Origin of the sequence: Methylobacterium terrae (assembly GCF_003173755.1) — a bacterium.
GTDB lineage: Bacteria > Pseudomonadota > Alphaproteobacteria > Rhizobiales > Beijerinckiaceae > Methylobacterium > Methylobacterium terrae.
Window position 1 is genome coordinate 2,802,217 of record NZ_CP029553.1, and the last position, 23,698, is coordinate 2,825,914.

The following is a 23,698-nucleotide window of genomic DNA, read 5'->3' on the forward strand; positions in this document are numbered from 1 at the left end:
ACCTAGGTTAGTCAACACGTCGGCACAGGACGTGCAATCGCACGGCAGCCACACCCCGCCGGCATGGCGGCTTGGGCGTTCGCGAGGTGTGGCCGCGCACCGCGACACTCGTCGCGGCGTGGGCCCCGCCCCGTCTGCTCCGCCGGGCGGTCCCGAAGGGCCACCCGAGAGACCCGCCCAAAGACCCGCCGAGAGACGGGCCATGACCGATCAAATGCGGTTTTCTTCTGACGCGGGACGCCGGATCAGGCGGCGTCCTCGGCCTTCTCGTCGTCGATCCCGAGTTCTTTCAACTTGCGATAGAGTGTCGAACGGCCGATGCCGAGGCGGCGCGAGACTTCCGACATCCGCCCGCGGTAGAATTGCAGGGCGTAGCGGATGATCTCGCCCTCGAGACCCTCCATGGTCTTCATCTCGCCGGTCTCCTCGGCGACCAGCGACACGGCGTGGGGGTCGCGCACCTCGACCCGGACGATCTCGCGCACCGGCGCGGGACCGGCGCCGGGCTCGGGATGGGCGGGCGCCGGGGGAATGCGCACGTCGAAGCCCTGGACCTGGGCGGCGATCTGCGGGAACTCCGCCACCGTCAGCTCGTCGCCGTCGGCCAGGACCACGGCGCGAAACAGCGCGTTCTCGAGCTGGCGCACGTTGCCGGGCCAGTCGTAGCGGGTGATCAGCGCCATCGCTTCCGCGGCGATGCCGCGGACCCGCTTGCCTTCCTCGGCCGCGAACCGGGCGCAGAACGAGCGGGCGAGGTCCGGGATGTCCTCGCGCCGGGCCCGCAAGGGGGGGAGGGTCATCGGGAAGACGTTGAGGCGGTAATACAGGTCCTCGCGGAAGCGGCCCTGCTTGACGAGGTCGAGGAGCGAGCGGTTCGTCGCCGAGATCAGCCGGATGTCGACCCGCACGCTCTTGCGGCCGCCGACCGGATCGACCTCGCCCTCCTGGAGCGCGCGCAGCAGCTTCACCTGCGCGTCGAGGGGCAGCTCGCCGATCTCGTCGAGGAACAGCGTGCCGCCCGACGCCTCGACGAACTTGCCCAGATGCCGCTCGGTCGCGCCCGTGAAGGCGCCCTTCTCGTGGCCGAACAGGGTCGATTCGACGAGGTTGTCGGGGATCGCCCCGCAATTGACCGTGACGAACGGCTTGCCGCGGCGCTCGCCCGAGCCCTGGATCGCGCGGGCCAGCACCTCCTTGCCGACGCCGGACTCGCCCTCGATCAGCACGGGAATGGTGGATTTCGCCGCCCGCTCGGCGAGGCGCATCACCCGGCCCATGTCCGGGCTCTTCGAGGTGAGGTCGCGGAAGGAGAGGGCGCCCGAGGCGCGCCGGCGCATCCGCCGGATCTCGTCCTGGAGCTGGTCGACCTGGAGCGCGTTGCGGATCGAGACCTGCAGCCGCTCCGGGCCGGCGGGCTTCACCACGAAATCGACCGCGCCGGCCCGCATGGCGTTGACGACGGCGTCGATCGAGCCGTTCGCCGTCTGGACGATGACGGGCGTGTCGATGCCGGCCTTGCGCAGCTCGCCGAGAACCCCGAGCCCGTCGAGCCCGCCCGGCATCGCGAGGTCGAGCAGCACCACGTCGATGCTGGAATCGGGCGCCCGGACGGCGTCGAGCCCGGCCGCGCCGCTCTCGGCCACCACGGCCTCGTACCCGAGGCGCCGCACCATGGCCTCCGCCAGCCGGCGCTGCACGGGATCGTCGTCGACGATGAGGACCGTGGTGGTCATCTGGACTCCTCGAGGGACCGGCGCCGCGGCGCCGCCCCCCTGTGCCGTCTCGCGATCGACGGCCCGCATCGCCCCGGCGAGCGGGCCTCGCGAATCGCGCGGCTGTTTCGTTTCGAGGCGTATGCTGCGTCACAAGCGTAAAGTGGCCCTTAACGCCAATGGAAGGTTACCGGCGCGCGAGACGCGGGCCCGCAATCGGAACGGCCTCGGTTGATCGCGGGCCGGTCGGGGCCGATATGTCCTCCCGCACCGTTTGCCCCGAGAGGAACATCGTCCATGCCGCTGAGTGCCGCCGCGCCGTCGGACAGCGCCCTGAGCACCGCCAAGGCCACGGCCCGCGCCGTCGATCTCGGGCCGCTGCCGGAATGGGACCTCACGGACCTCTATGCCGGCCTCGACGACCCGGCTTTCGCCGACGACATGGCCGCGGCCGAGGCCGAGTGCCGCGCCTTCGCCGAGAGCTACCGCGGCCGGATCGCCGCGCTCGCCGCGGGCGGGGACGCGACCGACCGCCTCGGCACCGCGGTCGCCGCCTACGAGGCGATCGAGGATCGGCTGGGCCGGCTGATGTCCTATGCCGGCCTCGTCTATTCGGGCGACACCACCGATCCGGCCCGGGCGAAGTTCTACGGCGACACCCAGGAGCGCCTGACCACGTCGGCGAGCGACCTCCTGTTCTTCACCCTGGAGCTCAACCGGGTCGAGGATGCGCTGATCGATCAGGCCGCCGCCCACCCGCCGCTCGCGCGCTACCGTCCCTGGCTCGAGGATATCCGCCGCGAGAAGCCGCACCAGCTCAGCGACGAGGCGGAGAAGCTCTTCCTCGAGAAGTCGGTGACCGGGCGCGCGGCCTGGAACCGGCTGTTCGACGAGACCATCGCCTCCCTGCGCTTCCCCCTGCGCGGCGAGGAACTGACGCTCGAGCCGACCCTCAACAAGCTCCAGGACGCCGACGAGACCGTGCGCCGCGACGCGGCGGGGGCGCTGAGCACCGTGTTCCGGGCGAACCTGCGGGTGTTCACGCTCATCACCAACACGCTCGCCAAGGACAAGGAGATCTCCGACCGCTGGCGCGGCTTCACCGACGTCTCGGATGCCCGCCACCTCGCCAACCGGGTCGAGCGCGACACCGTCGAGGCCCTCGTCGCCGCCGTGCAGGCGGCCTATCCGCGCCTGTCGCACCGCTACTACACGCTGAAGGCGCGGTGGTTCGGCCGGGACGACCTGGCCTACTGGGACCGCAACGCGCCGCTGCCGAAGGTCGAGCAGCGCACCATCCCCTGGGCGGAGGCGCGCGAGACCGTGCTGTCGGCCTACGGCGCCTTCTCGCCGAGAATGGCCGAGATCGCCCGGCGCTTCTTCGACGGGGGCTGGATCGACGCGCCGGTGCGGCCCGGCAAGGCGCCGGGCGCCTTCGCCCACCCGACCGTGCCCTCGGCCCATCCCTTCGTGCTCGTCAACTACCAGGGCAAGCCGCGGGACGTGATGACCCTCGCCCACGAGCTCGGCCACGGCGTGCACCAGGTGCTGGCGGGCCCGAACGGGGCGCTCATGGCCCCGACGCCGCTGACGCTCGCCGAGACCGCCAGCGTGTTCGGCGAGATGCTGACCTTCCGGCGCGTGCTGGAGGCGACCACCGACCCGGTGCAGCGCCGGGCGATGCTGGCCGCCAAGGTCGAGGACATGATCAACACGGTGGTGCGCCAGATCGCGTTCTACGCCTTCGAGCGCAAGGTCCACCTCGCCCGCCGCGAGGGCGAGCTGACGTCCGACAGGATCAACGCACTGTGGATGTCGGTGCAGGCCGAGAGCTTAGGGCCGGCGATCCGCCTCGACGAGGGCTACGAGCCGTACTGGGCCTACATCCCGCACTTCATCCACTCGCCGTTCTACGTCTACGCCTACGCCTTCGGCGACTGCCTGGTGAACTCGCTCTACGGCGTCTACCAGCGGGCGAGCGGCGACCCGGCGGCGGAAGGTGCCTTCGTCGAGCGCTACTTCGCGCTGCTCTCGGCGGGCGGCAGCAAGCCCTACGGCGAACTCCTGGCGCCGTTCGGACTGGATGCCCGCGATCCGGCCTTCTGGCAGATCGGCCTGTCGATGATCGAGGGGATGATCGCCGAGCTGGAGGCGATGGAGGCGTAGGCCGGCCGTCATCGAGGTGTCTTGCCCGGCCCCTAGCGGAGGCGGCCGGGCGCGGCATCCCCGGGTTGCGTCCTATCGGGTTGCGGGGACGAAGGACGCCCGGATGGCCCCTCTCCTCAGCGACGAGCCCGCCCTGCCGGGCCTGATCTGGGCGATGCGGTTCGACGCGTCGGGCCGCGGGCGCATGGTCGGGCCCGGCGAGGAGATCCCGGCGCTCGGCCGCTTCGGCGAGGGCTTCGTCTGGCTGCACGTCAACCTCAACGACGCCCGGATGCCGGGCCTCGTGGCGGAAGGGCGCCTCGGCCCGCCGGACCTCGCGGCCGCGGCGTTCTCCAGCGATCCGCACCAGCGGGTCACGATCGAGGACGGGCAGATCGGCGGCGTCATCGCCGACCTCGCCCGGGACTCCGAGGCGCCGGAGCGGCTGCCGGACGCGGCCGGCCGCCTGCACTTCGTGCTCGGGCCGAACGTCCTCGTCAGCGGGCGGCGTCACCCGATCGTCGGCCCCGACGCGGTGCGCGAGGCGGTGGCCGAGGGACGGGCCCTCGCCGGCCCGGTGGCGCTGCTGGAGACGCTGATCGGCCGGGTCGCGGCCGCGATCGGCGCGCGGGGCGCCGCCCTGTCGGAGCGCCTCGACGGGATCGAGGATCACATCCTCGACGAGCGCATCCGCGACGAGACCCGCCAGCTCGGCCCGATCCGCCGCGACGCGGTGCGGCTGCACCGCCAGCTCAACGGCCTGCGGGCGGTGTTCCACCGCCTGGAGGAGGACGGCGAGGACCTGGCCGAGGAGACGCGCGAGGCGGCCGCCCGCATCGCCCAGCGCCTCGACGCGCTCGACCGCGACATGGTGGTGCTGGCCGAGCGCAGCCGGCTGCTGCAGGAGGAATTGTCGGCGCTCCTCGCCCGCCAGTCCAACCGCCAGCTCCAGACCCTGTCGGTCCTGACCGCGCTCTTCCTGCCGCCGACCCTGGTCACCGGCCTGTTCGGCATGAACACCAAGGGCCTGCCCTTGGCCGAGTGGGACGACGGCTCGAGCGTCGCGATGCTGATCGCCGCGCTGTCGGCGGCGGCGGCCTTCCTGCTGATCCGCCGGCTCGGGCTCGGCGGGCAGAAGGGGTGACGGTTCACGCCCTCTTGCGGCGCCCGGAGGTCTCCGCCACCGCGATCCCGCCGACGACCAGGGCGAGGGCCGCCGCCTCGACGAGGCCGAAGGGCTCGCCCACCAGCCCCACCGCCATGACCGCCCCGAAGACTGGCACCAGGTTGTTGAACAGGCCGGCGCGGTTCGGGCCGATCGTCTCGACCCCGCGCATGTAGGCGAGCTGGGCGACCAGCGACGGCCCGAGCGCCGTGAAGGCGATTAGTGCCCAGCCGGGGAGGCCCGGCCAGAGAACCCGGCCGCTCGCCCATTCGCCGAGGAGGAGCGGCATCGAGGTCGCCCAGGCCGCGACCGCCATGGCGGCGAAGAAGGCGAGCGCCGGCACCGCCGGCCGCGAGGGGAGGGCGACCGTGTAGCCGGCGTAGAACAGGCAGGCGAGCCCCACCAGGAGGTCGCCGCGGTTGAGGTCGAGGGCGGCGAGCCGGGCGAGGTCGCCGTGGCTGGCCACCAGCACCACCCCGGCGAGCGTGACGGCCGATCCGAGGACCTGGCCCGGCCGCACCGCGACGCCGCGCACGAGGAAGTTGAGGACGAGCACCAGGACCGGGATCGTCCCCTCGATCAGCGACAGGTTGACCGCGCTCGTCAGCGCCCCCGCCTCGTAGGTCAGCGCGTTGAACCCGGTATAGCCGACGCCGCCCATCAGCAGGATCATCGGCCAGTGCGCCAGGAGCGCGCGCCGGTGCGCCCAGGTCTCGCGCCCGGCGAGCGCCGCGATCGCCGTGAGCGCGATCGACCAGCGCAGGGCGACCAGCGCCTGCGGCGAGACGAGGCCGACCGCGACCTTGCTCGCCACCGCGTTGCCGGCCCAGAGCAGGGTCGCGAAGGTCAGGAGCGCGTAGGCCGTCGCGGCCGACCTCTCCCTCACGCCAGCGCCATCAGGAACCGTTCGATCAGCTCCAGGGCCCGCTGGGTCATGGCGAGGTTGTAGCGGATGAAGACGTGGCAACCGCCGGTATAGACGGCCGTGTAGCCGCCATTGTTGGCCGCGGCCCAGCGCATCGACATGAACAGGGTGTCGTCGAGGAGCGGATCGCGGGTGCCGACGGAGAACAGGGCCGGAGGCAGGCCGGCGAGATCGGCGTAGAGCGGCGACACGTCCGGCGAGCGCCGGGCGACGCCCTCGGGCACGAAGCCGTCGGCGAAGCGGCGGATGTCGGTGGAGTTGAGGACGAGGCGCTCGTCGCCCCAGTTGCGGGCGCTCGCGGTGACGCCGAGGTCGTAGAGGCCCGAGAACAGGTTGGCGCCCCGGAAGGCCTTGGGCAGCCGGTGCCGGTCGCGCAGGCGCAGGAGCGTCATCACGCTCAGATGCGCACCGACCGATTCGCCGCCGATCGTCAGCGCCTCGACCCCGAACAGCTTGCGGCCCTCGTGGTAGAGCCAGAGCGCCGCCGCCTCGCAATCGTCGATCGGGGCCGGGTAGGGGTGCTCGGGCGCCAGCCGGTACTCGACCGAGATGCAGACGAAGCCGCAGCGCTCCGCGATGCGCTCGAGCCAGGGATCCTGCTCGTCGGACCCGCCCCAGACCCAACCGCCGGAATGAACGTGCAGGTAGGCGCCCCGGGCCTTCCGCTGCGGCCGGATCACCCGGAGCGCGAGCGGCCCGGCGGGGCCGGGGATCGTCATCGTCTCGGCCCGGGCGCTGCGGGGCATCGCCGGGTAGGCGGTGCTGCCGCGCCGGCGGCGCTCGCGCACCTCGGCCACCGGCATGGACCAGGGGTCCGGGGCCCGGGCCTGGGCGGCGATGATCTCCCGGTTCAGCCGCTCGGCGTCGGGATCTGCTTTCGCCGGGTCGAAGAGCGCGTGGTCGATCATGCTCGGGGTATCAATCTCGCGGCGCGGCGCCGCCGGTGCGGGCGGCGGAGCGTCTCGGGGTTGCGGGCGGGCCGCCGTCCGGCCCGGCATCGGCTGTCTGGCATCTTGGGATAATCCGCGAAGGTTGCCATCTCAGGTCCGGATTGCCAAACGGTGCAATGCGCCGGGCCGCGCCGGGTTTCGTCCGATATGTGACAAATCGGCAACGGTCGGGTGGCGTATCGCAGCGGTCGGGCCGGATCCGCAGCGTCAGGGTCGCGAGGAAGCATGAGCGAGCAGAGATTCCGCCGTCCCTTCGGGCAAAACTCCTCCGGCCAGGATCCCTACGGCCAGGGACCCGCGGGCTTCGATCCCGGTCCCGGCGGGTACCGGGAGGGCCGGTCCTCGGGGCTGCACCGCTTCCTCGGCGGCTCGCCCGGGGCGGTGCTGGTGCGGCTGGTGTTCCTGTCGCTCCTCGTCGGGGCCGGCATGGCGATGCTCGGGGTCACGCCCGGGCTCCTGTTCGCCCAGGCCTACGACACGATCCAGTCGCTGATGGCGCTGGGCTTCGAGACCTTCCACGATGCCGGCCGCTGGTTCGTCGCGGGCGCCGTCGTGGTGGTGCCGCTCTGGCTCCTGTCGCGCCTGTTCGCCCGCGGCCGCTGAACGGGAACGCCGCGATGACGCCCGCCGCCGCGAGCCCGAGAGGCGCGAGCCCGGAGATCACGCATCGGCGCATCCTCGCGCTCGCCGTGCCGATGACGCTCGCCAACGTGACGACGCCGCTCCTCGGCCTCGTCGGCACGGCGGCGGTCGGGCGGCTCGGCGACGCGGCGCTCCTCGGCGCGCTGGCGCTCGGGGCGGTGATCTTCGACTACCTGTTCTGGACCTTCGGCGCGCTGCGGATGGCGACCGCCGGGCTCACCGCGCAAGCCGCCGGGGCGGGCGATCCGAGCGAGATCGACCGGACCCTGGCCCGGGCGCTGGCGGTGGCGCTGGCGGTCGGCCTCGTCATGGTGGCGTTGCAGGGCCCGCTCGCGGCGGCGGCCTTCCGGCTGTTCGGGGCGAGCCCGGCGGTGAACGCGGCGCTCGCCGGCTACTTCTCGGTGCGGATCTGGTGCGCGCCGTTCACGCTGGCGAACTACGCCATCCTCGGCTCGACCCTCGGGCGCGGCCGCACCGATCTCGGCCTCGGCCTGCAGGTGGCGATCAACGCCGTCAACGTGGCGCTCACCCTCGTCCTCGTCCTCGGGCTCGGCACCGGCGTCGCCGGGGCGGCGCTCGCCACGGTGCTGGCGGAGGTCGCCGGGACCGTCCTCGGCCTCCTGGTGCTGCGCCGCCTCGGCGCCCGGCCCTGGCGCGTGCCGTTCCCCGAGATCGTCGAGCGCGCCGGCCTCACCCGGATGCTCGCGGTCAACGGCGACGTGATGGTGCGGACCCTGGCGCTGATCACCGCGCTCGCCCTGTTCTCGGGCCTCGGCGCGCGGGAGGGCGACGTGACGCTGGCGGCCAACGCCGTGCTGCAGAACCTCTTCCTCGTCGGCAGCTTCTTCCTCGACGGCTTCGCCACCGCGGCGGAGGTCCTGTGCGGCCAGGCGCTCGGCGCCCGCGACGAGGGCGCCTTCCGGGGCGCGGTGCGGCTGTCCCTAGGGTGGTGCCTCGGCTTCGCGCTCGCGGTCTCGGGCCTGTTCCTGGCTGTCGGCGGTCCCTTCGTCGACGCGGTCACCACCGCGCCGGAGGTGCGGGCCTTCGCGCGCGACTACCTCGTCTACGCAGCCCTGACGCCCCTCGCGGCGGCCGCCGCCTTCGCGTTCGACGGCGTCTATGTCGGGGCGACCTGGACCCGGGCGATGCGCAACCTGATGCTGGCGGCGCTCGCCGTCGACGCCGCGGTGCTGGCGCTGACGCGGGAGCTGGGCAATACCGGCCTGTGGCTCGCGATGCTGGCCTTCCTGGCGGCGCGCGGCCTCGGCCAGGCCCTGCTCTACCCGCGGCTCGCGGCCGGTGCCTTCCCGCATCCGCGGGCCGGGCTCGCGGGGGAGGGGGCGCGATGATCACCGGCGGATGCCGCTGCGGCGCGGTGCGCTACGAGGCGCACGGGGAGCCCTGGAACCGCACGGTGTGCCACTGTGCCGATTGCCGCGGCAGCACGGGCGCGCCGATGGTCGGCTGGATCACCGTGCGGCGGGAGCATTGCCGCTTCGCCGCCGGCGCCCCGGCCTGGTCCCGCTCGAGCCCGCGGGCGGAGCGCGCCTTCTGCCCCGCTTGCGGCACGCACCTCGCCTACCGGGCCGACGACCTGCTGGACGAGATCGACCTGACCATGGCGAGCCTCGACGACCCGGAACGCTACCCGCCCGACGACCACGTCTGGGTCTCGCGCCGCCTGTCCTGGGTCGCCCTGCCGGTCGGGCTTCCGGCCCATCCGACGGCGCGGGACGAGGCCTGAACCCCCGCCGCCGCTCCACGAGACGAGTCCCGCGAGATGAACCCCGCAGCATGACGACGGCGGACGCGACCGTGCTCCCCGAGAGCCCGTACCTGGTGCCCCGCCCGGTCGAGGACCTGGCGGAGTGCACCTTCAACCACACCATCGACCTGCCCGGGCACGGCACCGTGCCGGGCGCCTGGGACCTGCGGGCGGGGCTCGACGACTACCTCGGCGGCGTCGCGGTGGCGGGCAAGCGCGTGCTCGATTTCGGCGCCACCAGCGGCTTCCTCGGCTTTGCCATGGAGGCGCGGGGCGCCGAGGTGGTGGCCTACGACTTCGCCGGCGAGGCGTGCTGGGAGATGGTGCCGTATCCCGATTTCGAGCGCGCGGTGATCGCCCCGGAGATCCGCAACCACCTGCGCCGGTTCGAGAGCGCCTGGTGGTACGCCCACGCGGCGCTGAACTCGCGGGCGCGGCGGGCGGGGGGCTCGCTCTACGACGTGCCGGAGGCGATCGGCCCGGTCGACGTCGCGGTGTTCGGGACCGCGCTGACGCGCCTGCGCGACCCGTTCAGGGCCCTCCACGGCGCCCTGCGGCTGACCCGCGAGACCGTGGTGGTGACCGAGATGCTGCCGAAGTCGCTGCAGTTCCTGCGCTTCGTGCCGCGGAGCTTCGGCCTGCCGATGTTCCTGCTGCCCCGCAGCGACCAGCGCATCCGCTTCGACGCCTGGTGGACCATCGCGCCGACGACGATGCAGGAACTGCTCGCGATCCTGGGCTTCGGCGAGTCGGCGGTGACGTATCACCGCCAGTCGCTGCTCGGGCAGAAGCGGCTCTGCTACACGGTGGTGGCCCGGCGCACCGAGCCGACCAATCCGGAATTGTGAAGCGGCGGCACGGGTATTTCGGACAGTCGGCGCCTCACGCCGTCCGCGCCAGCTCCTCGGCGTCGCGCCCGACGACCGCATCGAGGCTCCGGATCCCCTCCCGCTCCATCCGCCGCAGCAGCCCGGCCTTGATCTCGCCGACGAGGCCCGGGCCGGCATAGACCAGGGCGGAGTAGAGCTGGATCAGGCTGGCGCCGGCCCGGATCTTGGTCCAGGCGGCCTCCGCCGAATCGACCCCGCCGACGCCGATCAGCGGCAGCTCGCGCCCGACGCGCAGGGAGGCCTCGGCGAGGAGCCGGGTCGCGGGCGAGAACAGCGGCCGGCCCGACAGGCCCCCGGTCTCGGCCCGGGAGGCCCCCTTGAGGCTCGACGGCCGCGCCACGGTGGTGTTGGACACGACGAGGGCGTCGATGCCCCTGCGCCGCGCGGTGGCGGTCATCGCGTCGAGGCCGTCGAGGCCGATATCGGGGGCGATCTTGAGCAGGATCGCGGTGCCGGCGCCCGCTTCGTCCCGGGCCGCGACCACGCGGGCGAGCAGGTCGTCGAGGAAGGCCTCGCCCTGGAGGTCGCGCAGGCCCGGCGTGTTGGGCGAGGAGACGTTGACGGTGATGAAGTCGACGAGGCCCGTCAGGCCGCGGGTGCAGGCGACGTAGTCGGCCAGCCGATCGGTCGCGTCCTTGTTGGCGCCGATGTTGACCCCGACGATCCCCGGCCGGTTGCGCCTCGCGACGAGCCGCGCCCGCACGACGTCGAGCCCCTCGCTGTTGAGGCCGAAGCGGTTGATCACCGCGCCGTCCTCCGGCAGCCGGAACACCCGCGGACGCGGATTGCCGGGCTGCGGCCGGGGCACCACGCCGCCGACCTCGACGAAGCCGAAGCCGAGCCCGAGCAGCGCGTCGGGCGCCTGCGCGCCCTTGTCGAACCCCGCGGCCAGGCCGACCGGGTTGGGGAAGGTCCGCGATATAACGGTTAGGCAGAGACGGGGATCGTCGGCGGGCGGATCCCGCAAGGGGAGCCGGGCGAGGGCCCCCACGGTCAGGCCGTGGGCGGTCTCCGCGTCGAGGGCGTGCAGCAGGGGGCGGACGAGCGGGAAGAGGGCCGGAATCACGATCAACCCTTGATGGAATCTGGGAAAACATGGCCGCCGCCGGGTCCGGTCGCGAGCGGCGCGACGCTCCGGACGGCCGAGAGCGGCAGCGGGCCGTAGAGGTGCGGGAACAGCGCGCCGCCCCGGGACGGCTCGTAGCGCAGGGCATCCCCGAGCGCCGTCTCGTCGACCGCGATCAGGAGCAGATTATCCTGTCCCGAGAAGTGCTTGGCAGCCGTCTCGGCGAGCTGCGACGCGGTCGAGAAGTGGATGAACCCGTCCGCCAGATCGACGGGTGCGCCGTCGAGGCGGCCGGCGGCCTCGGCCTCGCGCCACAGGGGAAGGGGGCAGATCTTGTAGATGAGGGGCATGGTCGCCGCGGACCTCCTCGGCGGGGGGACGGGCGAGCGATAGCGGCGCCGGGAGGAACCGGCAACGCCGTTGCCTTTCGGTGAGGGTTCGGTAGTTTACATTTGTTAGTTCGGCGGTGGACACCGCCACGCGTCAGGCCAGGTCCCCATGCTGTCCCACGAGCGAATCTGGTCCGCGATCGATCACCTCGCCCAGCGTCACAACCTGACGGCGTCCGGGCTCGCCAAGCGCGCCGGCCTCGACGCGACGAGCTTCAACCGCTCGAAGCGGATCAGCCCCGACGGCCGCAAGCGCTGGCCCTCGACCGAATCGGTCGCCAAGATCCTGGCCGCCACCGGCGCCTCGCTCGAGGACTTCCTGCGCCTGGTCGAGCCGAAGGCCTCCGAGACCCGCAGCGTGGTGCCGCTGATCCCGAGCGAGAGCGCGACGGGCCAGATCGGCGCCAACGGCCTGCCGGGCAACGGCGCCGCGGTTCACGAGATGGAGCTGCCGGGCCTCGGACAGGAACGCTGCTTTGCCATCGAGGCCCGGGGCGGCGCCCTGACCCCGCTCTACCGGGACGGCGACGTGCTGGTGGTCTCGCCCACCGCCGCGATGCGCAAGGGCGACCGGGTGGTGACGTGCCTGGGCGGCGGCGGCATCCTGGCGGCGGAGCTGAAGCGGCGCACCGCGCGGGCGGCCGAGCTGAGCGGTCCCCTGCCCGGCGAGCCCGACCTGGTGATCCCGGCCGACGAGATCGCCTGGATGGCCCGGGTGATGTGGGTGCGCCAGTAGCCCCTATTCCGCCGCCTGGCGGCCGCGCCACTGGGTCAGCAGGGCGCGCAGGGCTGCCGGCTTGAGCGGCTTGCCGAGCACCTGAACCCGCTGCGCCGCGGCGGCATCGCGCATGTCGGGCGAGCGGTCGGCAGTCAGGAGCACCGCCGGGATGTCGGCGGCGAGCGCCGCCCGCAGGGACGCGATCAGGTCGAGGCCGGTCCCCCGGTCGAGGTGGTAATCGGCCACGATCACGTCGGGGCGCAGGCGTCCGCCGAGAACCAGGGCGAGCGCCTCGCTGAGCGAGCCGGCGGTGTGCAGCGCGCAGCCCCAGCTGCCGACGAGCACCCGCATCCCGTCGACGATCGCCGGCTCGTTGTCGACCGCGAGCACGGTGAGGCCGGCGAGCGGCACGAGGGCCGGGCGCGGCGCCTCGCCCTGGGTCTCGAGGGCCGGCCGCAACGGCGCGCCCGGCACCGCCACCGAGAAGGCCGAGCCGCGGCCGGGGGTCGAGGCGAGGGTCACCGGATGGTCGAGGAGCCGCGCCGTCCGCTCGACGATCGACAGGCCGAGGCCGAGCCCGCGGGCGACCCGCGCCCCCTGGTCGAGGCGCTGGAACTCGCGGAAGACGAGCTTCTGCTGGGCGGCCGGGATGCCGAGGCCGGTGTCGCACACCTTCAGCACCACCCGGTCGCCCTGCCTCCGGGCGCCCACCAGCACGCGTCCCTTCGGGGTGTACTTGATCGCGTTCGAGACGAGGTTGTGCAGGAGCCGGCGCAGCAATTGCCGGTCCGAGCGCAGGGCGAGGGACGAGGGCAGGACGGTGAGGTCCAGGCCCTTCTCCTGCGCCATCGGGCCGAACTCGCGCTGCACCTGGCGGAAGAGGTCCGACACCCGCACGATCGAGAGCTGGGGCTTCAGCGCCCCGGTATCGAGGCGCGAGATCTCGAGAAGCGCGGTCAGGATCTCCTCGACGGCGTCGAGGGAGGCGTCGACGTTCTCGGCGAGCGTCGGGTCGGTGCCCCGGTCGCGCTCGACGAGGGCGCTGGCATAGAGCCGCGCCGCGTTGAGCGGCTGGAGGATGTCGTGGCTGGCGGCAGCCAGGAAGCGTGTCTTCGAGGCGTTGGCCTCGTCGGCCTCGGCCTTGGCGCGGGTCAGCGCCGCGTTGAGGCGGGTCAGTTCCTCGGTGCGCTCGCGCACCCGGGTCTCGAGCTCCTCGTTGAGGCGGGTGCGGGCCTCCTCGGCGGCGACCGAATCGGTCACGTCGGTGTAGGTCGCCACCACGCCGCCGTTCGGCAGCAGGTTGGCGCGGATCTCGATCACCCGGCCGCTCGGATGCAGCCGCAGGCGCTGCGGGCCGGATTCGAGCCGGAAGGCGGCGATGCGCTCGCGCACCAGGGTGTCGGCGTCCCGCGCCCCGTAGGCGCCGCGGCCGGCGTTGAAGCGCACGATCGCCTCCAGTCCGATCCCGGTCTGGATCATCTCCGGCGGCAGATCGTAGAGGTCGGCGAAGGCGCGGTTCCAGACGATCAGCTTCATGTCGCGGTCGAAGACCGTGATGCCCTGCTTGGCGTGGTCGAGGCCGTGCTGGAGGACGTCGCGGCTGTACTGGAACGCCGCCGAGGCGTCGTCGAGGAGCTTGAGCGCGGCCTTCGGCGAGACGTTGCGCCGGCGCAGCAGCAGCGACAGCGCGAGCCGGGCCGACGAGGCCCCGATCGCCGAGGCGAGCAGGTGCTCGGCGTGGCGCAGTTCCGGCAGCCCCGCCACCGCGTCGTCCCGGAGGGGCAAGCGCCCCTGTCCCTGCGCGAACTCCTCGAAGGCCCGCACCGCCCGCTCCTCGCCGAGGAAGCGCGCCACGGTGGCGCGGAGCTCGGCCAGCGTCACGGCGCTGCGAAACAGCCGGAAGCTCGGCGCGACGGGGCCGGCCTCGTCGAAGCCCGAGACCTGCCCGAACGCCTCGGCCTGCAGGCGCTCGATCGCGGTCGGCGGGCGCAGGAGCGAGAAGCCGACATAGGCGAGCGTGTTGAGGCCGAGGCTCCACAGCGTGCCGTGGACGAGGCGGGGGAAGTCGTCGACCCCCATCAGGGCCGTCGGGCTCAAGGAGCCGATGCCGAACGGCCCGTCGGCGATCAGCGCGGCCGCCCAGCCGTCGCCGGTGACGAGGCTCGGCAGGAGCAGGGTGTAGAGCCAGACCGCGAACCCGACCGTCAGCCCCGCGGCGGCGCCGGTGCCGGTGCCGCGGCCCCAGTAGAGCGCGCCGACGAAGGCCGGGCCGATCTGCGCCACCGCCGCGAAGGACAGGAGCCCGATCGAGGCCAGCGCCACCTCGCCGGCGACCCGCGAATAGGCGTAGGCCACCAGCACCACCGCGACGATCGCGACGCGGCGCACCGCCAGCACGTAGCCGCCGAGGTCCGGAGCCCCGGTCTCGGGGGCGGCGCCCGCCACCAGGTTGCGCCGGCGCAGGGAGACCGGGATGACGAGGTGGTTCGAGATCATGATCGCCACGGCGACCGATTCGACGATCACCATCGCGGTCGCCGCCGAGAGGCCGCCGATGAAGGCGATGAGGGCGATGCCGTCGGCCCGCTCGTGCAGCGGCAGGGCCAGCACGGTCATGTCGCGCTGCACCGTGCCCTCCGGGAACAGCGCGAGGCCGGCGAGCGCCAGGGGCACCACGAACAGGTTGATGAGCACGAGGTAGAGCGGGAAGGTCCAGGCCGCCCGGCCGACATCGGCGACCGACCGGTTCTCCACCACCGCCATGTGGAACTGGCGCGGCAGCAGCAGCACCGCCGCCGCCGAGAGCAGGGTCTGCACGATCAGCGTCGAGGGGCCGGAGGTCTGGCCGGCGAGGGTACCGAGGCCGTGCACCGCGCTCGAGGCCGCCGGCAGGTCGCGCAGCATCCAGCCGACGACGAAGCCGCCGACCGTGAGGAAGGCGAGGAGCTTGACGAGGGATTCGAGCGCCACCGCCAGGGTCAGCCCGTCCTGGTGCTCGGTGGCGTCGGCGTGGCGGGTGCCGAAGGCGACCGCGAAGCCCGCGAGCACGAGCGCCACGAACAGCCCGAGATCGCCCAGCATGCCGGCCGGCGCGCCGATGCCGTCGGTGGCGCGCAGGAAGACCTGGAGCGAGGCCGCCACCGCCCGCAATTGGAGGGCGATGTAGGGCACGGCGCCCACCACCGAGATCAGGCAGACGAGCGCCGCGATGCGCTCGCTCTTGCCGTAGCGGGCGGCGATGAAGTCGGCGATCGAGGTCGAGTTCTGGGCCTTGGCGATCCGCACCACCCGGACGACCAGGCGGTAGCCGAGGCCGACCACCAGGATCGGGCCGACATAGATGGTGAGGAAGTCGAGGCCGGCATGGCTCGCGAGGCCGACCGAGCCGAAGAAGGTCCAGGAGGTGCAGTAGACCGCGAGCGACAGGGCGTAGATCGTCGGCCGCACCCGTGCGTCGCGCATCAGGGTCCGCCCGGCCACGTCGCCCCAATGGGCCACCGCGAACAGGGCGCAGATGTAGACGAGGGCCGCCAGCACCACCGTCCAGCCCGCGATCATCGGCGTCGTCCATCCCGGGCCCGGGCGGGGGCCCGGGCATCGCTCGTCTCCGGGGCTTTAGAGCATGTCGGGGCCGGTGCGCGACCCCGGTCTCGTTCTCAGCCGTGGCAGGCGCAGCCGGCGTGGTCGCAGCCGGCATGGTGGGGATGGCCCTCGGCGCATTCCTCGCAGCAGAAGGCCTTGCCGTCGCGCGACACCGCCTTGGCCACCGGGACCATGCAGACGCAATCCTCGCAGGCGCACTTCACCGTCTCGACGTTCGTGCCGGTCATCGTTCTCGCTCCTCGTCCGGTTGGCGGGCATGCTCGTGCGGTTCGGTGAAGTGGGCGACCATGGCGCCCACCACGTCGCGCACGTGATCGTCGTCGATCGCGTAGGCGACGTTCCGGCCGGCGCGCACCGCCCGCAGGATGCGGGCGGTGCGCAGCAGGCGCAGGTGGTGCGAGGTCAGCGACTGCGACAGGCCGAGGGCCTCGCCGATCTCGCCGACCGTCCGGTCCGCCTCCAGGCAGGCCAGCACGATGCGCAGGCGGTTCGGCTCGCCGAGGAGCCGGAAGACCTCCGCCACGTCACCGACCTGCTCGGACGACAGGACCCGCACGCCCATCCTCACATCAACACATGAACATGTCTTCATGTATTTCCGCCGCCGGGACAGATGTCAAGGAGCCGGGGAGCGTGACGGGGGAGCGACCGGGCCGTGCGTCACCCCCGCAGGGCTGCCTCGACGCCCGCGGCGATCTCCAGGAGCCGCCGGTCCTGGCCGTGGCGGGCGAGCAGCATCAGGCCGACGGGCTTGCCCCGGCCCGGGATCGGCAGCGAGATTCCGGTGAGGTCGAACAGGTTCCCCACCATCGTGTTGCGCAGCATCAGGAGGTTGAGGCGGGCGAAGGCGGCGTCGTCCCGTTCCACCGCGGCGATGGCGGGCGCGGGAATCGCGGTCGCCGGCAGGGCCAGCACGTCGAGGGGGGCGAGGCGCTCGTCGCCGGCCTCGATCAGCGCGGCGCGGGTGCGCATCATCCGGATATAGGCCGCCGCCGTCACGGTGCGGCCGCGGCTGATGCGGGCGTGGACCCGCGGGTCGAAGGCGGCCTCCTCGGCGTCGAGCCAGTCGGCGTGGATCTCCGCCGCCTCGACCGCGGCGATCGGGCCGGCCGCCGTCGCCTCGGCCATGCGGCCGAGAAGGTCGTCGAACGGCGTGTCGCCGATCCGCGCGCCGGCGGCGCTCAACGACGACAGGGCCGCCTCGAAGGCTTGCGCCACCGCCGGGTCGGTTTCGGTGAACAGGAGGCCGCGGGGCACGCCGATCCGCAGGTCGCGCAACGGCGCGGCCGCGAGCGGGCGAACGTCCTCGCCGGCCATGACGGCGTCGGCCGCCGCGCAGGCTTCGACCGAGCGCGCGAGCGGCCCGATCGAATCGAGCGAGGGCGAGAGCGGGAAGGCGCCGGCGAGCGGCACCCGGCGGGCGGTGGGCTTGAAGCCGACGACGCCGTTGAGGGCCGCCGGGATGCGGACCGAGCCGCCGGTATCGGTGCCGATGGCGATGTCGGAGGTGCCGAGCGCCGCCGAGACGCCCGCCCCCGAGGACGAGCCGCCCGGCACCAGGCTCGGATCGGCGGCATTGCCCGGATGGCCCCAGTGCGGGTTGAGGCCGAGCCCCGAGAAGGCGAACTCGGACATGTTGGTCTTGCCCACGATCACCGCGCCGGCCCGGCGCAGGCGGGCGACCACGGGGGCGTCCCGGAGCGCGGCGTCGGCCTTGCGGCGGAGCGAGGAGCCGGCGGTGGTCGCCTCGCCCTGGACGTCGAACAGGTCCTTGATCGACACGATGGTGCCGTCGAGCGCGCCCAGCGACAGGCCGGCCTCGCGCCGCGCATCGGCCGCGTCGGCGGCGGCGCGGGCCGCCTCCGGATAGAGCTTGGTGAAGACGTGGCGGCTCGCCGGCTCCTCGATCAGCGCGAGGCGGCGCTCCAGATCGTCGCGAACGGTGCTCATCATTCGGTCTCCAGGGATGGCGCAGGGTGGCGCGCCCGCGCGCGGCTGAACAGCAGGATCCCGCCGTTCCAGCCGACATTGATCAGAAGGGCGAGCGACAGGGCCGGGGCCGGCCCGAGCCGTTCGACCGTGAGGGCGAGGGCGACGAGGGCCGCCACGAAGCCGAGGAGCCCCGGCAGGCTCAGGACCAGCACCGTCGCGGTCGCCGCCCCGCCGATGCGCGGATGCAGGATCACCGCCAGGCTCACCATCACGACCGGCGCGAAGGCGAGGAGGCCGGCCGCCCCCGGGCCCGCGAGCCGCCCGGCGAGGATCACCGCGACGACGAGCGTCATGACGATGCCGGCCCGGACCAGGACGTCGCCCGCCCGCCGCGGACGGGCCGGCAGCGGGCCCTCGACGCGCAGCGACCGGCAGGCGAGGATGCAGGCGAGGACCACCAGGATCGCGAGCGCGACCGCGCCTCCCAAGCCGCCGCCCGAGCCGCCGCCCGAGCCGCCTCCGATCCGGGCGAGCCCGAGCGCGGCGGCGATCCAGACCGCGAGCGCCGCGGCGAGCGAGGCCGCGACCCCGCGCCGGCGGGCCATGGCGGCATAGGCCGCGATGAACAGGGCGGTGGCGGCGATGGCCGGCAGGCTCGCCACCGCGCTGTCGCGCAGGAAGCCTGCATCGTGGTCGAGGGCGAGGAAGACGTAGGCGGGACCGGCCGAGACCGGCAGGGTCGCGATCATGGCGCCGACGAGCGGCCCGGCGCGCTCGACCGCGAGCGAGGCGACGACCACGATCGCGGCGCTCGTCAGCATCTTGGCGAGGAGCGCCGCCCAGAAGGCGGCGTCCCCGATCCCCGCGAGGGCGGTCGCGGCTCCCATCGCGGCGTCAGGCCACCACGGGCAGGACGGCGATGTCGTAGGCGTGGGCGAGCCTGCGCTTCAACACCGGATCCTCCAGTTCCATCTCGAAGCGGTCGGCCGGGCGGATGCCGCCGATCGCTCCCAGGGTCCCGCCGAACATCACCGTGCCGGGGGGCAGGTCCGGACCGCCGGGCCGGCGTGCGAGCAGATCGCCCGGGGTGCGGAGCGCGGTCAGGCGTCCCTCCTGGTACAGCACCCGCTCGCCCGCGATGGTGGCGTAGGCCCGCAGCACCAGCTCGTCCCAGTGCGGCTCGACCTCGTCGAGGCGCCACAGGCCGGTGCCGACCGGCTTGCCGCACATCTGCTTGGAGAGCGCGATGCCGACCGTCTCGGCCTTGCGGTCGGTGTGGTCGGAGCCGAGCCCGAGCCACAGGCCGTCGGCGAGCGACACGATCACCGGCTCGGCCTCGCCGGAGGAATCGGGTCCCAGCACCTCGAGGCGGTCCGCTTGCGTCAGCGTCGCGGCGGCGGCCCGGTAGTAGACCGGGACGGAGGAGGGCGGCGGCACGCCGATCGCTGCCAGCTCGTCGATGTGGTGGCGGATCGCCGCCTCGTCCCGCCCGGCCCAGCCGGCGATCACCAGGGCCTCGGGCGAGAGCGCGATCGTGTCCCGGCGCCCGGCAGCGTCGCGATGGAAGGTCAGCATGGTTCCTTGTCTCCCGTTCATTCGGCCGGCGCCAGATCGGCGGCGCCCTCGCGCCAGCGGGCGAAGCCGATCACCAGGATGCCGGCCAGGAGCTCCAGGCCGGCGACGAAGTACAGGCCGTTGCTCGACGTGCCGGTCAGCGTGTTCGACAGGCCGACCACGTAGGGCGCGACGAAGCCCGCGAGGTTGCCGATCGAGTTGATCGCCGCGATGGCGCCCGCCGCGGCGGTGCCCGCCAGGAAGGTCTGCGGCAGCGACCAGAAGACCGGGAAGGCGGCGAGGATGCCGACCGCCGCGACCGTGAGGGCGAGGAAGGCCATGACCGCGTGGCCGATCAGCGCCCCGGTGGCGGCGAGACCCGCCGCGGCGATCAGGCTGGCGATCGCGCAGTGCAGCCGGCGCTCGCCGGTGCGGTCGGAATGCGCGCCGGTCCACACCATCGCGATCGTGCCGGCGATGAACGGCACCGCGGCGAGTAAGCCGATCGCGATCGCGCCCGTCACGCCGATCTCCTTGATGATCGAGGGCGTCCAGAACGCGATCGTGGCGTTGCCGCTGACGATGCAGAAGTAGATCAGCGCGCAGAGCCAGACCCGGCCGTCGCGGAGCGCGGCCTTGAAGCTCGCCTCCTTGCCGGCGGCGCGCCCTTCCGCCTCGACGATCGCCGTCATCGCGGCGGCGACCTCCGGCTTGAGCCAGGCCGCGTCCTTCGGCCGGTCGGGCAGGAAGGCCAGCACCGCGGCGCCGGCGATCAGCGAGGGGATACCCTCGAGGATGAACAGCCACTGCCAGTTGGCCAGCCCCGAGACGCCCCCCATCGTGCCCATGATCAGCCCGGCGAGCGGGCCGCCGACCACGCCCGCGATGGCGAAGGAGGTCATGAACAGGCCGTTGATGCGCGAGCGCTTCGCGCTCGGGAACCAGTAGGTCAGGTAGAGCACGACGCCGGGGAAGAACCCGGCCTCGAACACCCCGAGCAGGAAGCGGATGGCGTAGAACGCCCATTCCGACTGCACGAAGGCGAGGCTCATCGACGCGAGCCCCCACAGGATGGTGATCCGTGCCAGCGTCTTGCGGGCGCCGATGCGCTCCAGCAGCAGGTTGCTCGGCACCTCGAACAGGAAGTAGCCGATGAAGAAGATGCCGGCGCCGAAGCCGTAGACCGCCTCGCTGAACTTGAGGTCGGACAGCATCTGCAGCTTGGCGAAGCCGACGTTCACCCGGTCGATCCAGGCCAGGATGAACAGGAAGACCAGGAACGGGATCAGCCGGAGCGTCGCCCGGCGATAGCCCTCGTCCAACTCTCCGACGCCCAATCCTTGCGCGCTCACCGTATCCACCCTCGACATCGCTCTTCTCCCGCGGTCCGCGAACCGGCCGCCCGGCGTGTGGTTCAGCAAGTACCATGCCTGTGATATTTCACAAGCCGTTCCAAGCGGGGCGTGCCCCGTGGTAAGGGGCTGGGCAGTCGAGCGGAGCTTTGTCGGTGGCGCAAACGCGTGCAGGAACGTGCCCAATCGTGTCGCAGAACGAGCGCGCCTACCGGCGGCTCAAGGACGACATCGTCGCGTTGCGGCTGAAGCCCGGCGACGCCCTGAACGAGGCGGGCCTGTGCGCGGAGCTGGGTCTCGGCCGCACGCCGGTGAACCAGGCCCTGCACCGGCTGATGCACGAGGGGCTGGTGCGGATCCTGCCGCGCAAGGGCGTGCTGGTGCAGCCGCTCTCGATGGACGAATTCGCCCACCTGATCGAGGTGCGCCGGCTGACCGAGCCTCCTTGCGCGGCGCTCGCCGCGACGCGGATCGGGCCCGACGTCCTGGAACAGCTCGACGCCGTGCTGGCCGCCAGGACCGACGACCTCGACGCGATCCTCGACTCGGACCGACGCTTCCACGCGCTGATCGCCGAGGCCTCGGGCAACCGGGTCCTCGCCGAGGTGCTGGCCGGGCTGCACGGGCGCTCGGTGCGGTTCTGGGCGCTCTCGCTCGCCACCGGCCAGCACCTCGTCGAGGTGGCCGAGGAGCACGCCGTCATCCTGGACGCGCTGCGGCGGCGCGACGCGCCGGCGGCGGCGGCGGCGATGACCGCCCACATCGATTCCTTCGCCCGGACCCTGGCGTCGCGGCTGGGGTGACGGGAGGCTCGCCCCGGGGCATAGATGCGCCGCCATCCGGGGAGTCACGCGACCGATGACCGACATCCGCCCCCGCCGCAGCGCCCTCATGGTGCCGGCCACCGCGACCGCCCTCGCGGCGGCAAGGGCCGAGCCCGCCGATGCCCTGATCCTCGACCTCGCCGATTCGCTCTCTCCCGCCGACAAGGAGGCGGGGCGGGGTCTCCTCGCGGCCGCCCTGCGCGAGGGCGGCTTCTCCGCCGCCGAGGTGGTGGTGCGGGTCAACGGCCTCGACACGCCCTGGGGCGAGGCCGACCTCGCGGCGGTGGCCGAGGGAGGGCCCGACGCCGTGCTGGTGCCGCGGGTCGAGGAGCCGGAGGACCTCGCCGGCATCGGCAGCCGCCTGCGCCGCCTCCACGCGCCCGAGCGGGTCCGGCTCTGGGCCTGCCTCGACACGCCGCTCGGCATCCTCTGCGCCGAGGCGGTGGCGAGCGCGGTGCGCGACGTCGATGCGCGGCTCGCCTGCCTCGTCGTCGATGCCGGGGCGCTCGCCCGCGAGGGGCAGCTGCCGTCGGGCGCACCCGAGGCGGGCCCGCTCCTGGCCTGGCTCGCCACGGCGCTCGCCGCCGCCCGCGCCCACGACCTCGACGTGCTGCTCGACCCCGCCGACCGCCTCGATATCGGCCGCGTTCGCGGCCTCGGCTTCGACGGGGCGGTGGTGGCCTCGCCCGCCGGCGCCCGCCGCGCCGAGGCGGCTTTCGCGCCGGACGCCGACTCGCTCGCGGCGGCCCGGGCCCTGGTGGCGGCCTTCGACGCGCCGGAGCACCGCGGTCAGGCGGGGATCGCCCATCTCGGCCGCACGATCCTGCGGCGCGAGGCCGACGAGGCGCGCCGGCTCGTGGCCCTCGCCGAGGCGGTGGCGCTCCGCCCGGGCCGCTCCGCATGAGCGGCCCCGATTTGAGTGAGCTCGACGTCGCGGTGCGGATCCTCGATTCCCGCCTGCCGGGCTGGGGCTTTCCCCGTTGGGGCTCCTCGCTCGCGGCCGGGCTCGACCTCCACGCCTGTCTCGACGCGCCCGCGATCCTGGCGCCGCAGGGCCCGCCGCTGCTGATCCCGGCGGGCTTCGCCCTGGCGATCCGCGATTCCCGCTGGTGCGCGATGGTCTATCCGCGCTCCGGCCTCGGCCACCGCGAGGGGCTGGTGCTCGGCAACACCGTCGGGGTGATCGACGCCGATTACGAGGGCCCGCTGATGATCTCGGCCTGGAACCGCAACCCGCCGGGACACGCGCCGGTCACCGTGCAGCCGGGGGAGCGCATCGCGCAGCTCGTCTTCACCCGGGTGGCGCGCCCGTCCCTGCGGGTCGTCGACGCATTCCCGGAGGCCGAGGACGGGGCCCGCGGCGTCGGCGGCTTCGGCTCCACCGGCCGCGGCTGAGGACCCGGGTGGACGCGCTCGCGCCCCATCCGGCCGGCCCGCACCGGCTCGCGGGTTCGGTGCTGGCGCCGCCGCGCCTCGTCCTCGCGGTGGCCGCGATGGTCGACATCGCGCTGCACGCCAGGCCCCAGCCGGTGAGCGCCAAGGCGCTGGCCGTCCGCCACGCCCTGCCGCCGCGCCACCTCGAGGCGGTGCTCCAGGCGCTGGTGCATCACGGCCTGCTCAAGGGCCTGCGGGGGCCGCACGGGGGCTACGAGCTCGCCCGCGAGCGGCGCCGCATCAGCGCCGGCGACATCGCCCGGGCGGTGCTCGGAACGGGCGCCCCGGGGAGCACCGCAGCGAGCCCCGGCGCCGCGCCCGACTCCCTCGCCGACCTCGTCGTCGCGCCCCTGGTGGCGGAAGCCGCCGGGGCCTACCTTGCGGCACTCGATTCGGTGACGGTCGAGGATCTCTGCGGCCGGGCGGAGGCGGCCCAGGTCGCGGGTCCGCGGGCCGGCCCCGATTTCACGATCTAAGCATTCTGGCCACGACCCCGGCGATAGAGAGGAGAACTCATTCGCGATCAAGGTGTTGCGTCGAACGACAGGTTAGTGTCGAACGGCTCCGGTCGTGTCGAAACTTAAAGAACGCTTTATCAAATTGCGGCAGTTTGAGCCATCATCCGGTGCGGA

Annotated in this window: 23 protein-coding genes; 11 read left to right on the forward strand and 12 right to left on the reverse strand. The window is 73.3% G+C overall.

The features are described 5' to 3' along the window. Positions 1–245: 245 nt before the first annotated feature. The gene (locus tag DK419_RS12685; protein WP_109959395.1) at positions 246–1,733 is read right to left on the reverse strand and encodes a sigma-54-dependent transcriptional regulator; all 1,488 of its coding nucleotides are present in this window, start codon (positions 1,731–1,733) and stop codon (positions 246–248) included. A gap of 276 nt (positions 1,734–2,009) precedes the next feature. Between DK419_RS12685 and DK419_RS12690 the strand changes: the two genes are divergently transcribed. Together DK419_RS12690 and DK419_RS12695 are read left to right on the forward strand one after the other, a co-directional pair. Next, positions 2,010–3,878, forward strand: a complete 1,869-nt coding sequence (locus tag DK419_RS12690; RefSeq protein ID WP_109959396.1) for a M3 family oligoendopeptidase — start codon at positions 2,010–2,012, stop codon at positions 3,876–3,878. 103 nt (positions 3,879–3,981) lie between these two features. Further along, positions 3,982–5,001: a CorA family divalent cation transporter gene (locus DK419_RS12695; RefSeq protein WP_245442936.1), complete on the forward strand. Its 1,020-nt coding sequence runs from the start codon at positions 3,982–3,984 to the stop codon at positions 4,999–5,001. A 4-nt stretch (positions 5,002–5,005) separates the two neighbouring features. Here DK419_RS12695 and DK419_RS12700 read toward each other — a convergent pair whose 3' ends face one another. Together DK419_RS12700 and DK419_RS12705 are read right to left on the reverse strand one after the other, a co-directional pair. Then, on the reverse strand, positions 5,006–5,908 hold the full coding sequence (locus DK419_RS12700; RefSeq protein ID WP_109959397.1) for a DMT family transporter: 903 nt from the start codon (positions 5,906–5,908) through the stop codon (positions 5,006–5,008). Continuing rightward, complete coding sequence (locus DK419_RS12705) at positions 5,905–6,855, reverse strand: alpha/beta hydrolase (RefSeq protein ID WP_109959398.1); 951 nt, start codon at positions 6,853–6,855, stop codon at positions 5,905–5,907. Before DK419_RS12705 ends, DK419_RS12700 begins: the two co-directional genes overlap by 4 nt. A gap of 267 nt (positions 6,856–7,122) precedes the next feature. On the opposite strand from DK419_RS12705, the gene DK419_RS12710 reads away from it, so the two are divergent. From DK419_RS12710 to DK419_RS12725, 4 genes are read left to right on the forward strand one after another with little or no spacing between them, the layout of a single operon-like run. After that, a complete protein-coding gene (locus DK419_RS12710; protein WP_109959399.1) occupies positions 7,123–7,500 on the forward strand; it encodes a DUF6460 domain-containing protein in 378 nt (125 codons plus the stop codon). A 14-nt stretch (positions 7,501–7,514) separates the two neighbouring features. Then, positions 7,515–8,888, forward strand: a complete 1,374-nt coding sequence (locus DK419_RS12715; RefSeq protein ID WP_109959400.1) for an MATE family efflux transporter — start codon at positions 7,515–7,517, stop codon at positions 8,886–8,888. Beyond that, on the forward strand, positions 8,885–9,283 hold the full coding sequence (locus DK419_RS12720; protein ID WP_109959401.1) for a GFA family protein: 399 nt from the start codon (positions 8,885–8,887) through the stop codon (positions 9,281–9,283). The genes DK419_RS12715 and DK419_RS12720 overlap by 4 nt, the downstream gene beginning before the upstream one ends. Positions 9,284–9,333: 50 nt before the next feature. Continuing rightward, complete coding sequence (locus DK419_RS12725) at positions 9,334–10,152, forward strand: class I SAM-dependent methyltransferase (protein WP_109959402.1); 819 nt, start codon at positions 9,334–9,336, stop codon at positions 10,150–10,152. A gap of 34 nt (positions 10,153–10,186) precedes the next feature. On the opposite strand, the gene DK419_RS12730 is transcribed toward DK419_RS12725, so the two are convergent. Further along, positions 10,187–11,260, reverse strand: coding sequence for a quinone-dependent dihydroorotate dehydrogenase (locus tag DK419_RS12730; protein WP_109962281.1), 1,074 nt, complete (start codon positions 11,258–11,260; stop codon positions 10,187–10,189). Positions 11,261–11,262: 2 nt separating this feature from the next. Continuing rightward, positions 11,263–11,610, reverse strand: coding sequence for a DUF952 domain-containing protein (locus tag DK419_RS12735; RefSeq protein WP_109959403.1), 348 nt, complete (start codon positions 11,608–11,610; stop codon positions 11,263–11,265). 148 nt (positions 11,611–11,758) lie between these two features. Between DK419_RS12735 and DK419_RS12740 the strand changes: the two genes are divergently transcribed. Next, positions 11,759–12,385: a LexA family transcriptional regulator gene (locus DK419_RS12740; RefSeq protein ID WP_109959404.1), complete on the forward strand. Its 627-nt coding sequence runs from the start codon at positions 11,759–11,761 to the stop codon at positions 12,383–12,385. 3 nt (positions 12,386–12,388) lie between these two features. Here DK419_RS12740 and DK419_RS12745 read toward each other — a convergent pair whose 3' ends face one another. From DK419_RS12745 to DK419_RS12775, 7 genes are all read right to left on the reverse strand, one after another. Next, positions 12,389–15,925 carry a hybrid sensor histidine kinase/response regulator gene (locus tag DK419_RS12745; RefSeq protein WP_109959405.1) on the reverse strand — a complete coding sequence of 1,179 codons (3,537 nt, stop codon included), beginning with the start codon at positions 15,923–15,925 and terminating at the stop codon, positions 12,389–12,391. Between the two features lie 98 nt (positions 15,926–16,023). Further along, on the reverse strand, positions 16,024–16,197 hold the full coding sequence (locus DK419_RS12750) for a metallothionein (protein ID WP_109959406.1): 174 nt from the start codon (positions 16,195–16,197) through the stop codon (positions 16,024–16,026). Then, positions 16,194–16,532, reverse strand: coding sequence for an ArsR/SmtB family transcription factor (locus DK419_RS12755; RefSeq protein WP_208642311.1), 339 nt, complete (start codon positions 16,530–16,532; stop codon positions 16,194–16,196). The genes DK419_RS12750 and DK419_RS12755 overlap by 4 nt, the downstream gene beginning before the upstream one ends. 98 nt (positions 16,533–16,630) lie before the next feature. After that, positions 16,631–17,920, reverse strand: a complete 1,290-nt coding sequence (locus tag DK419_RS12760) for an amidase (protein WP_109959407.1) — start codon at positions 17,918–17,920, stop codon at positions 16,631–16,633. Beyond that, positions 17,920–18,789, reverse strand: a complete 870-nt coding sequence (locus tag DK419_RS12765) for a hypothetical protein (protein ID WP_109959408.1) — start codon at positions 18,787–18,789, stop codon at positions 17,920–17,922. Before DK419_RS12765 ends, DK419_RS12760 begins: the two co-directional genes overlap by 1 nt. Positions 18,790–18,796: 7 nt before the next feature. Then, positions 18,797–19,477 (reverse strand): DUF2848 domain-containing protein, encoded by a 681-nt coding sequence (locus tag DK419_RS12770; RefSeq protein ID WP_109959409.1) that lies wholly within the window; start codon positions 19,475–19,477, stop codon positions 18,797–18,799. Between the two features lie 17 nt (positions 19,478–19,494). Beyond that, complete coding sequence (locus DK419_RS12775) at positions 19,495–20,826, reverse strand: MFS transporter (protein WP_109959410.1); 1,332 nt, start codon at positions 20,824–20,826, stop codon at positions 19,495–19,497. A 170-nt stretch (positions 20,827–20,996) separates the two neighbouring features. Between DK419_RS12775 and DK419_RS12780 the strand changes: the two genes are divergently transcribed. From DK419_RS12780 to DK419_RS12795, 4 genes are read left to right on the forward strand one after another with little or no spacing between them, the layout of a single operon-like run. Then, on the forward strand, positions 20,997–21,611 hold the full coding sequence (locus tag DK419_RS12780; protein WP_245442937.1) for a GntR family transcriptional regulator: 615 nt from the start codon (positions 20,997–20,999) through the stop codon (positions 21,609–21,611). A gap of 55 nt (positions 21,612–21,666) precedes the next feature. Continuing rightward, entirely contained in the window at positions 21,667–22,536 is an 870-nt protein-coding gene (locus DK419_RS12785; RefSeq protein WP_109959411.1) for an aldolase/citrate lyase family protein, read from the forward strand. Continuing rightward, a complete protein-coding gene (dut, locus tag DK419_RS12790; RefSeq protein ID WP_208642312.1) occupies positions 22,533–23,027 on the forward strand; it encodes a dUTP diphosphatase in 495 nt (164 codons plus the stop codon). Before DK419_RS12785 ends, dut begins: the two co-directional genes overlap by 4 nt. An 8-nt stretch (positions 23,028–23,035) precedes the next feature. Further along, complete coding sequence (locus DK419_RS12795; RefSeq protein WP_425352652.1) at positions 23,036–23,542, forward strand: RrF2 family transcriptional regulator; 507 nt, start codon at positions 23,036–23,038, stop codon at positions 23,540–23,542. Positions 23,543–23,698: the final 156 nt, after the last annotated feature.

What these genes read in the sequence shown, in the direction of transcription:
- DK419_RS12710 (WP_109959399.1), top strand. Translation starts at nt 7,123, where the DNA reads ATGAGCGAGCAGAGATTCCGCCGTCCCTTCGGGCAAAACTCCTCCGGC.
- DK419_RS12775 (WP_109959410.1), bottom strand. Translation starts at nt 20,826, where the DNA reads ATGTCGAGGGTGGATACGGTGAGCGCGCAAGGATTGGGCGTCGGAGAG.
- DK419_RS12685 (WP_109959395.1), bottom strand. Translation starts at nt 1,733, where the DNA reads ATGACCACCACGGTCCTCATCGTCGACGACGATCCCGTGCAGCGCCGG.
- DK419_RS12715 (WP_109959400.1), top strand. Translation starts at nt 7,515, where the DNA reads ATGACGCCCGCCGCCGCGAGCCCGAGAGGCGCGAGCCCGGAGATCACG.
- DK419_RS12740 (WP_109959404.1), top strand. Translation starts at nt 11,759, where the DNA reads ATGCTGTCCCACGAGCGAATCTGGTCCGCGATCGATCACCTCGCCCAG.
- dut (WP_208642312.1), top strand. Translation starts at nt 22,533, where the DNA reads ATGAGCGGCCCCGATTTGAGTGAGCTCGACGTCGCGGTGCGGATCCTC.
- DK419_RS12720 (WP_109959401.1), top strand. Translation starts at nt 8,885, where the DNA reads ATGATCACCGGCGGATGCCGCTGCGGCGCGGTGCGCTACGAGGCGCAC.
- DK419_RS12690 (WP_109959396.1), top strand. Translation starts at nt 2,010, where the DNA reads ATGCCGCTGAGTGCCGCCGCGCCGTCGGACAGCGCCCTGAGCACCGCC.
- DK419_RS12745 (WP_109959405.1), bottom strand. Translation starts at nt 15,925, where the DNA reads ATGATCGCGGGCTGGACGGTGGTGCTGGCGGCCCTCGTCTACATCTGC.
- DK419_RS12770 (WP_109959409.1), bottom strand. Translation starts at nt 19,477, where the DNA reads ATGCTGACCTTCCATCGCGACGCTGCCGGGCGCCGGGACACGATCGCG.
- DK419_RS12735 (WP_109959403.1), bottom strand. Translation starts at nt 11,610, where the DNA reads ATGCCCCTCATCTACAAGATCTGCCCCCTTCCCCTGTGGCGCGAGGCC.
- DK419_RS12725 (WP_109959402.1), top strand. Translation starts at nt 9,334, where the DNA reads ATGACGACGGCGGACGCGACCGTGCTCCCCGAGAGCCCGTACCTGGTG.
- DK419_RS12755 (WP_208642311.1), bottom strand. Translation starts at nt 16,532, where the DNA reads ATGGGCGTGCGGGTCCTGTCGTCCGAGCAGGTCGGTGACGTGGCGGAG.
- DK419_RS12705 (WP_109959398.1), bottom strand. Translation starts at nt 6,855, where the DNA reads ATGATCGACCACGCGCTCTTCGACCCGGCGAAAGCAGATCCCGACGCC.
- DK419_RS12765 (WP_109959408.1), bottom strand. Translation starts at nt 18,789, where the DNA reads ATGGGAGCCGCGACCGCCCTCGCGGGGATCGGGGACGCCGCCTTCTGG.
- DK419_RS12785 (WP_109959411.1), top strand. Translation starts at nt 21,667, where the DNA reads ATGACCGACATCCGCCCCCGCCGCAGCGCCCTCATGGTGCCGGCCACC.
- DK419_RS12695 (WP_245442936.1), top strand. Translation starts at nt 3,982, where the DNA reads ATGGCCCCTCTCCTCAGCGACGAGCCCGCCCTGCCGGGCCTGATCTGG.
- DK419_RS12760 (WP_109959407.1), bottom strand. Translation starts at nt 17,920, where the DNA reads ATGAGCACCGTTCGCGACGATCTGGAGCGCCGCCTCGCGCTGATCGAG.
- DK419_RS12750 (WP_109959406.1), bottom strand. Translation starts at nt 16,197, where the DNA reads ATGACCGGCACGAACGTCGAGACGGTGAAGTGCGCCTGCGAGGATTGC.